At 62.3% G+C, this 7,778-nt stretch carries 4 protein-coding genes; 1 reads left to right on the top strand and 3 read right to left on the bottom strand.

The window, feature by feature from the left end; translation table 11 throughout:
* Positions 1 to 68: 68 nt before the first annotated feature.
* The 3 genes from OU999_02505 to OU999_02495 all read right to left on the bottom strand — a co-directional run bounded on the left by OU999_02505 (position 69) and on the right by OU999_02495 (position 7,147).
* Positions 69 to 1,901 (bottom strand): methyl-accepting chemotaxis protein, encoded by a 1,833-nt coding sequence (locus tag OU999_02505; GenBank protein ID WAC24087.1) that lies wholly within the window; start codon positions 1,899 to 1,901, stop codon positions 69 to 71.
* A 97-nt stretch (positions 1,902 to 1,998) separates the two neighbouring features.
* Positions 1,999 to 4,485 (bottom strand): TonB-dependent receptor, encoded by a 2,487-nt coding sequence (locus tag OU999_02500; protein ID WAC24086.1) that lies wholly within the window; start codon positions 4,483 to 4,485, stop codon positions 1,999 to 2,001.
* A gap of 250 nt (positions 4,486 to 4,735) precedes the next feature.
* Positions 4,736 to 7,147, bottom strand: a complete 2,412-nt coding sequence (locus OU999_02495) for a TonB-dependent receptor (GenBank protein ID WAC24085.1) — start codon at positions 7,145 to 7,147, stop codon at positions 4,736 to 4,738.
* A gap of 338 nt (positions 7,148 to 7,485) precedes the next feature.
* Here OU999_02495 and OU999_02490 point away from each other — a divergent pair, with 338 nt between their 5' ends.
* Positions 7,486 to 7,704, top strand: a complete 219-nt coding sequence (locus OU999_02490; protein WAC24084.1) for a hypothetical protein — start codon at positions 7,486 to 7,488, stop codon at positions 7,702 to 7,704.
* Positions 7,705 to 7,778 lie beyond the last annotated feature (74 nt).

The raw sequence follows: 7,778 nt of genomic DNA, 5'->3' as shown, positions 1-7,778 counted from the left end.
CCAGGCCGGCCCCCATCCTCCCGATTTTCGTGATGGTCCGCGGTTGCCCGCGTATCAGGTTGAGCTGATCAGAACTCGCTCCAGTCATCGTCATCCGCGACAGGGCTGAGTGCGAGATTGCCAGAGGTGCGGGGGATCGGGCGTGCCCGTGCCACCGATCGGCTGGCTGGCGCACTCGGCGCACTGGGTGCGCGGCCAAGGCTGGTCTTGAGCCGGAAACGACCGACCAGCGATGCCAGTTCGTCGGCTTCCGATGCCAGCGTGCGTGCAGCAGCCGTGGTCTCTTCCACCATCGCGGCATTCTGCTGGGTCATCTTGTCCATGTCGCCGACCGAGTTGTTGACGCTGCGCAGGTTGGACGACTGGGTCTCGGCCCCCTCGGCAATCTCTGCCACCATCTTGCTGACATCGCCGATGCGACCCATGATGCGGTCGAACATCTTGCCGGTCTCGGCAACCAGGCCAACGCCCTCCTGCACCTGTTCGCTCGACGCGGTGATCAGCGCCTTGATGTCCTTGGCGGCATCGGCCGAACGCTGGGCGAGGCTGCGAACCTCGTTGGCGACGACCGCGAAGCCCTTGCCGGACTCCCCTGCCCGCGCCGCCTCGACCCCGGCATTGAGCGCCAGCAGGTTGGTCTGGAAGGCAATGCTATCGATGACGTTGATGATCTGGCTGATCTCCTGCGAGCTCCGCTCGATCGCGTCCATCGCGCTCACTGCCTTGTCGACGACCTGCCCGCCTTCATTGGCATCCTTGTGCACGGTATCAATCTCGATCCGCGCGGTCTTGGCGCTGCTGGCGGATTCGCCGACCATGCCGGTGACCTTGTCCATCGCGCTGGCCGCACCTTCCAGGCTGGCTGCCTGCTGTTCGGTGCGCTGCGACAGGTCTTCGGATGCCGCGCGGATTTCGCCCGCGCCATTGTGCACGCTCTGGGCAGAGCTGGCGACGCTCGACAGGCTGGTTTCCAGGCCTTCCACCGTGCGGTTGAAGGTCATGCGCAGACCATCGTAATTGGCCGCGAACGGCTCGGTGATCTGATAGGTCATGTCGCCCGAGGCGAGCGCTTCCAGACCCTTGCCCAAGGCCGTCACGACATTGGCCTGATCCTGGTCGGCGCGGGACTTGGCGACCGCAGCGTCGCGGAACACGACCACGGCGCGGGCCATGTCACCCAGTTCGTCGGCGCGGTTCACATCGACATCGATCGCGTTCTTGCCCGCTGCCAGGCTGGCCATGGCTTCGGTCAGGCGGGTGATGGGGAGAGCGATGGCGCGGCTGAGTGCAACGGCCAAACCGATAGCGATCCCGATCAGTGCAATGCCGCCCACGACCAGCGCGATGATCGCAGAGGTCAGCGCCGATTCCTGCCGGGCCGAATTGTTTTCGATGGACGCCAGCTCGGCATCGCGAATGTCGCGCAGCGGCAGCACCGCCTTGCTCACCAGCACCGCCTTGCCGGCATTGCGCACAGCATCGACCGCCTGTTCGCGGCGTCCGCTCTGCGTCCACTTGATCAGCTTGTCGCCCCAGTTCTTGCGCCAGGCCAGCGTCTCGGTGCGTGCTTCTTCAAGCAGCGCCAGATGCGCAGGGTTGACGATCAGCTTCTCCAGCTCGTCGGCAGCGGCGTCATATTCGTCGCGGCCTTCGTAATAGCTCTTGAGGTACGATTCATCGCCGGTGACGAGGAAGCCGCGGAACTGGCTGTTCTGCCGCAGCAGCGACGTTTCCAGCACCTGCACCTTGCCGTAGATCAACTGCGAATGGTTGTTCTGGTCCGTCGACGACTGGATCAACCAAAGGTTGACGGCAAAGACAATCATCATCAGCGCAGCAGAACTGCAGATCATCAGGAAGGACAGGCTGAGCTTCCGCGGAATGTTCAGTTTGTTCAGCATGATCAAGCCTTTGTGGTCCAGATAGAAGGTGCGCCTGCCCCAGGGCGCGGAAACAGCCGGATTGCGGCGGGCACTTCGTCCCGGGGCAGGCCGCACATCAGAAGAAGAACCGTGCAGAAGCCGACACGGTGCGGCCGTACATTGTGCGTCCCATCACCACGCCCGCTGCAGGAATTGCCCCCTCGGACACGCCGGTTATCGCGCGTTCGTTGAGCAGGTTGCTGGCGTTCACGCTGAACTCCAGCTTCTCCATCGGGCGGAACTGGGCAAAGGCGCCCACGGTGGTGAAGGCAGGCAGACGCAGCAGGTTGACGTCCTGTGCAAAGCTGCCGGTCTGGCCGATCACGTTGAACCCGACCGAGAACATGTCGCTGTCATATTGCGGACGGATTCCATAGAGCAGCTTGGGCTGACCGCGCGGAATGTTGCCGACCAGGGCCGGGTTTTCCGCCGCATCGATTTCCGCCTCGGTATAGGTGGCGTGCGCCGTCAGGCTGAACGGACCCCGACGGATGCCGCCTTCGAACTCCAGACCATAGGCCTTGTACGAGCGCGCCACCGTGGCGAGTTCGGCCAGGCCCGTGACGGCATTGGTGCGCAGCTGGGAGTTGGTCTCGTCGGTCAGCGCATAAAAGCCGGTCAGGTTGAGGACAATGCCGTCCTTGCGGTATTTCAGGCCGAGTTCCGCCTGGCGCAGCACATCATGCCCCGCCACGCTGTTGACCAGCGCGCCGGTAACGGTGCTGACGGCGGGCGTGAACAGGATCTTGTCCGCCCCTGCACGTCCGCCACGGCTGTAGCGGGCGAAGATCGAGAACGGCTCGGACACGCGATAGTTGGTGCTCAGCGAGTACGACACATAGTCGTGGTTATAATTGACCGGGAAGGTCACGTTATTGGGGATGAACGCGACGCGGCTCTCCGGAATGGAGATCGTGCCGTTGCCGTTCATGTCGAACGGACGGACCCCGGTATCGTTGATGATGTTGCCGCGCACGCGGACATTGTCCCAGCGGATCGACCCGCCGACGGCAAGTTTGCCCTTGGCGAAGTTGAACGATCCGAACGGCGCGGTGACCTGATAGGTCAGGTCGGTATTTTTCGAGTTGCCGGCGCCGCCCGCGCTTCCATAGACCAGAACGCCGCCATCGGTGACCGGAATACCGGTCGCCGTGCGCAGATTGACCGCGACCGAGCGACCGCCACCGACAACGTCCTGAAGGAAGGTGGTGAAGCCGATTTCGGATACATATTCCTGGCTCGACCGGTAAAGGCCAGCCGTCGTGGTCAGATCGCCGCCGCCGACATTCCATACGCGGCTGACGCGCAGGTCGTTGGTCATGTTGCTGACATCGGGAACATCGGAGTCGACGATGAACGAGACGTTGAGCAGGCCGTTGCCCGACCCGTCAAAGGCCTGACCAGCACGCGGGCCCGCCGCATAGCTGACCGTCGCACCGGGACCAGCGAAACGCGTGGCGAAAGCAGCCGCAGGCGCTGCGGCCGACGGGAACAGGATCAGGCTGCGCAGCGACTGATCGGAATAGCGGAAACGGTTGGTGACCGACCATTCGCCAAGGCTGAACTGGGCGTCGAAGCCCAGCGACTTGGACTTGGAATGCGTGCCTTCGGCCAGGGTCTGGCGCGTCGGCGTGCCCGAGGTGCCCAGGCGCAGCGAGTTCGGCAACAGCGGCGAGACGAGCGAATCGGTACGCGTGTCGAGGCCGGCCACATCCGAATAGGATGGATCGGCATTGGTGCCGGTGACGCGCAGCGGGGTGTTGATGAAGCTGGGCGCACGATCATCGAGCACCTTGGCATAGACGCGGATATAGCCGCCGTCGAACTGCTTGGTGACATTGAACTTCACCTGGCCGCCGCGCATCGAGTTCATGCCGGTTTCACGCGGGCCTTCGCCTTCGCGGTAGAACCCGCCGACATGGAAGCGCCAGCCATCGCCCAGGCGCGCACCATAATCGAAATCGGTCCGATAGCTTTCAAAGTCGACGCCGATGGTGCCCATCACCGATCCGCCTTCGACCTCACCGGTCTTGGAGATCAGGTTGATCACCCCGCCCGGCGCGTTCGATGCGAAGGTCGACGCGGAGCCGCCGCGGATCGATTCCACCTGCGCGACATTGAGGTCGGCGCGGATGAAGATATCGGGCGTCAGGGTGAGCAGGTCACCGAATTCGAGCACCGGCAGGCCGTCTTCCTGCAGCTGGATATACTTGGCGCCGTCATTGACCAGCGGCAGACCGCGCACGGTATAGCTGTTGCCGCCCTCGCCGGTCGCGGCATTGACGCGGATGCCGGGGATGTTGCGGAACAGTTCGGCCAGCGATCGCGGTGCGATGCTGATGATGTCGTTTTCCTTGATCGCGCTGGTCGAGGTCGCGCTGTTCAGACGGTCGCGACCACGGGCCACGCCAGTGGTGACCATATCGCCTTCATCGACGGTGCGGCTGGCTTCCCATGCGGTTTGCGGCTTTGCTTCCTGCGCGACTGCGGGTGCTGCAACGGCGCTGGCTGCGATAGCGATGACAGACGTGCAAATAGTTACTCGATTACTATGGAACTTCATTGGTTGCCCCTGATTTAGACCTTGGAGACTGGCCTATGTGATTCCAATTAAAGCGTGGTTAATGGCGATTCAGCCTGTTCGACCTCGCGGAAAAATTGTTGGCCCGGCCCTCAATCCATCAACCTGGGCGACAGCGAACGGCACGTCCCAACCGGCCCCCTTACACACAGAACCGCCCGGGCCTCCCCCATGGCGGCCCGGGCGGTCTGGAACGTGGACATGACGACAAGAACCGTCAGGTCGGCGCGGATCAGAAGAAGAAGCGCGCCGAGGCTGAGATCGAGCGCCCGAACAGCGGCCGCGCCATGACCACGCCGGATGTCGGCAGTACACCTTCGGAAATGCCGGTTATCGCCCGCTCGTTCAGCACGTTATTGGCATTGATGCTGAGTTCCATGCGCTCCATCGGGCGAACCTGCGCAAACAGGCCGACCGTGGCATAGCCCGGCATCCGCAGCTGGTTGACGTCCTGGCTGAAGCTCTTGGTCACACCGATGATGTTGGCACCGATGGTGAAGCTGTCGGTGTCGAACTGCGGGGTGACCCCGAACAGCAGCTTGGGCTGGTTGCGCGGGATGTTGCCCTCCAGCGCGGGGTTTTCGGCACTGCTGATTTCGGCATCGGTATAGGTGGCATGCGCAGTGATGCTGAACGGACCACGGCGGAAGCCGCCTTCGAATTCCAGACCATAGGCCGTATAGGCACGCGTCACAGAGTTCAGCTCCAGCTGGCCGGTGACGGGATTGGTCAGGATCTGCGAGTTGGTGTCATCGGTCTTGGCATGGAAACCGGTGAGGTTCAGCACCAGCCCGTCCTTGCGATATTTCAGCCCGATCTCGGCCTGGCGCACGCTGTCATCGCCGGCACCGGGATTGAGCAGCGCACCGGTCGTGCGGCTGATCGCGGGGGTGAACAGGATCTTGTCCGCCGCTGCACGGCCACCCAGGCTGTACCGGGCAAACATCGCGAACGGCTCGGCAATGCGATAGTTCACGCTGACCGAATAGGACAGATAGTCGTGGCTGTAGCGTACCGGCTGCGTCACGCCGACCGGTACGAACGACACCTGCGTTTCCGGAACCGAGATAAAGCCGTCACCATTCATGTCGAACCGGCGCACTGCACCGTCGTTCATGATATTGCCGCGCGCGCGGCTGTTGTCCCAGCGTACCGATCCACCGACCGCGATCTTGCCCTTGGCAAAGTTGACCGAGGCGAACGGTGCCGTGGTCTGGTAGGTGACATTGTTGTCGCGGATGTTGCCGGCAGCACCCGGGCCGCCGAAATTGCGATAGCCACCATCGGTCAGCGCAGCGCCAGCAGCGTTGAACAGGTTCAGCGGAACCGCCTGGCCACCACCCACGACGTCCTGGAAGAAGGTGGCAAAGCCGATTTCGGACACGAACTTCTGGTTGGAGCGATAGAGCCCGGCGGTCGTGGTCAGATCGCCGCCGCCGACCTTCCACACCCGGCTGAGGCGCAGATCGTTGGTCATGTTGCTGACATCGGGCGCCGCATTGTCCGAGAAGAATGCGAGCGCCGCCAGGCCGTTGCCGCCTGCTGCGTTGAACAGCTGGCCGGCACGCGGCCCAGCCGCATAGCGGTAGACCGCGCCCGCACCGCCGAAGCGCGTTGCGAACTGGCCCGCCGGAGCAGCCGAAGATACCACCAGCGTGGTGTTGCGGGTCGACTGGTCGGCATAGCGGAAGCGGTTGGTGAACGACCATTCGCCGAGGCTGAACTGCGCATCAAAGCCCAGCGACTTGGCCTGAACCTCCACCCCGTTGGTGAAGTCGCGGCGACGCACCGCTCCGGACGATCCGAGCGTCAGCGCCACGGGCAGCGTCGGCGACAGTAGCGAGTCGGTGCGGCTGTTGATGCCGACGGGATCGGCAAAAGACGGATTGTCATTGGTGCCGGTGACCAGCAGCGGCGTGCCGGTAAAGGTCGGAACGCGGTCGTCGAGCAGCTTGGCGTAGAAACGGATATAGCCGCCATCGAACTGCTTGGTGACGTTCATCTTCACCTGGCCTCCGCGCGAAGCGTTGAAGCCGGTTTCACGCACGCCCTCGCCCTCGCGATAGAAGCCGCCGACATGGAAGCGCCAGCCATTGCCCAGACGGCCGCCATAGTCGAAATCGGTGCGATAGCTTTCAAAGTCGACGCCGACCGTGGCCATCACCGATCCACCTTCGACCTCACCAGTCTTGGAAATCAGGTTGATGACGCCGCCGGGTGCGTTGGAAGCGAAGGTCGAGGCCGATCCACCACGAATGGATTCGACCTGCGCGACGTTGAAGTCGGCGCGCACGAACAGATCGGGCGTCAGACGCATCAGATCGCCGAATTCCATGACCGGCAGGCCGTCTTCCTGGATCTGGATGTACTTGCTGGCGCCATTGACCATCGGCAACCCGCGCACAGTATAGTTGTTCTGCGCCTCGCCTGCGGCCGCCTCTACACGGATGCCCGGGATGTTGCGGAACAGTTCGGCCAGCGAACGCGGCGCCAGGCGGATGATGTCGTTTTCCTTGATCGCGCTGGTCGATGTCGCGCTGTTCAGACGGTCGCGGCCACGGGCCACGCCGGTGGTGACCATATCGCCCTCGTCAACCGTCCGGCTCGCTTCCCACGCGGTCATCGGCTTTTCGTCCTGCGCCATGGCCGGCGCAGAAACTGCACACAGCGCCATTACGGAAAACGATGCACATGTAAAAATACTGGTCTTCAAAGTGTTCATTTGCGCCCCCAAAAGAATAGCGATTGGTTTCGAGGGCGGGTTAGGATCGGTTGCTTAATGCAAAGTTAAACCTGAACGCTGGTTTTAAAGCGCCAGGTGATCACGCAAACGAATTGCAACCAGCCCACGCTGAAATTAAAGTTTTTCCAGATTTTACATATATTTAGCCGAGTGACATCGGCGTCCAGCGCGATAGGCAGGCGAAACCGATAAAAGCCGGCAATCGTTTTCAAAGCGTTGAAATCAAAACAGTTCTTTCAATGCTGCAGATTGCTGTGGCTGCGGCCGACATGCGGACCCGATCGATCGATTTTTTCGGTTTCCATCCGCGCTTCGGACAGTCTTCCCGCATCAGCAACGCCCGGAACATCGCATGCGCCGTCCGCAAGGTCGGCCCGATTCGCGCAAAGGCCTGCCGTTCCCTGACCCGCAAGGCCCCTTCGCCCTGCCTCGTCAGCCCTGCATGGCCTGCCACCTGAGGGCACTGGCTCACGTTGTCACATCCGCCAGCATTAACTTCTTGTTTACGTTGAATGCCTAGCCTTTTGGAAAG

It is taken from the genome of Blastomonas sp. SL216 (assembly GCA_026625625.1).
GTDB lineage: Bacteria > Pseudomonadota > Alphaproteobacteria > Sphingomonadales > Sphingomonadaceae > Blastomonas.
The sequence above is the reverse complement of the archived record's forward strand: the minus strand, read 5'-3'. Positions and strand labels throughout refer to the sequence as shown.

Bases quoted from the DNA above. Each gene is read 5' to 3' on its own strand.
- OU999_02500 (WAC24086.1), bottom strand. From the start codon at position 4,485: ATGAAGTTCCATAGTAATCGAGTAACTATTTGCACGTCTGTCATCGCT.
- OU999_02490 (WAC24084.1), top strand. From the start codon at position 7,486: ATGCTGCAGATTGCTGTGGCTGCGGCCGACATGCGGACCCGATCGATC.
- OU999_02505 (WAC24087.1), bottom strand. From the start codon at position 1,901: ATGCTGAACAAACTGAACATTCCGCGGAAGCTCAGCCTGTCCTTCCTG.
- OU999_02495 (WAC24085.1), bottom strand. From the start codon at position 7,147: ATGGCGCAGGACGAAAAGCCGATGACCGCGTGGGAAGCGAGCCGGACG.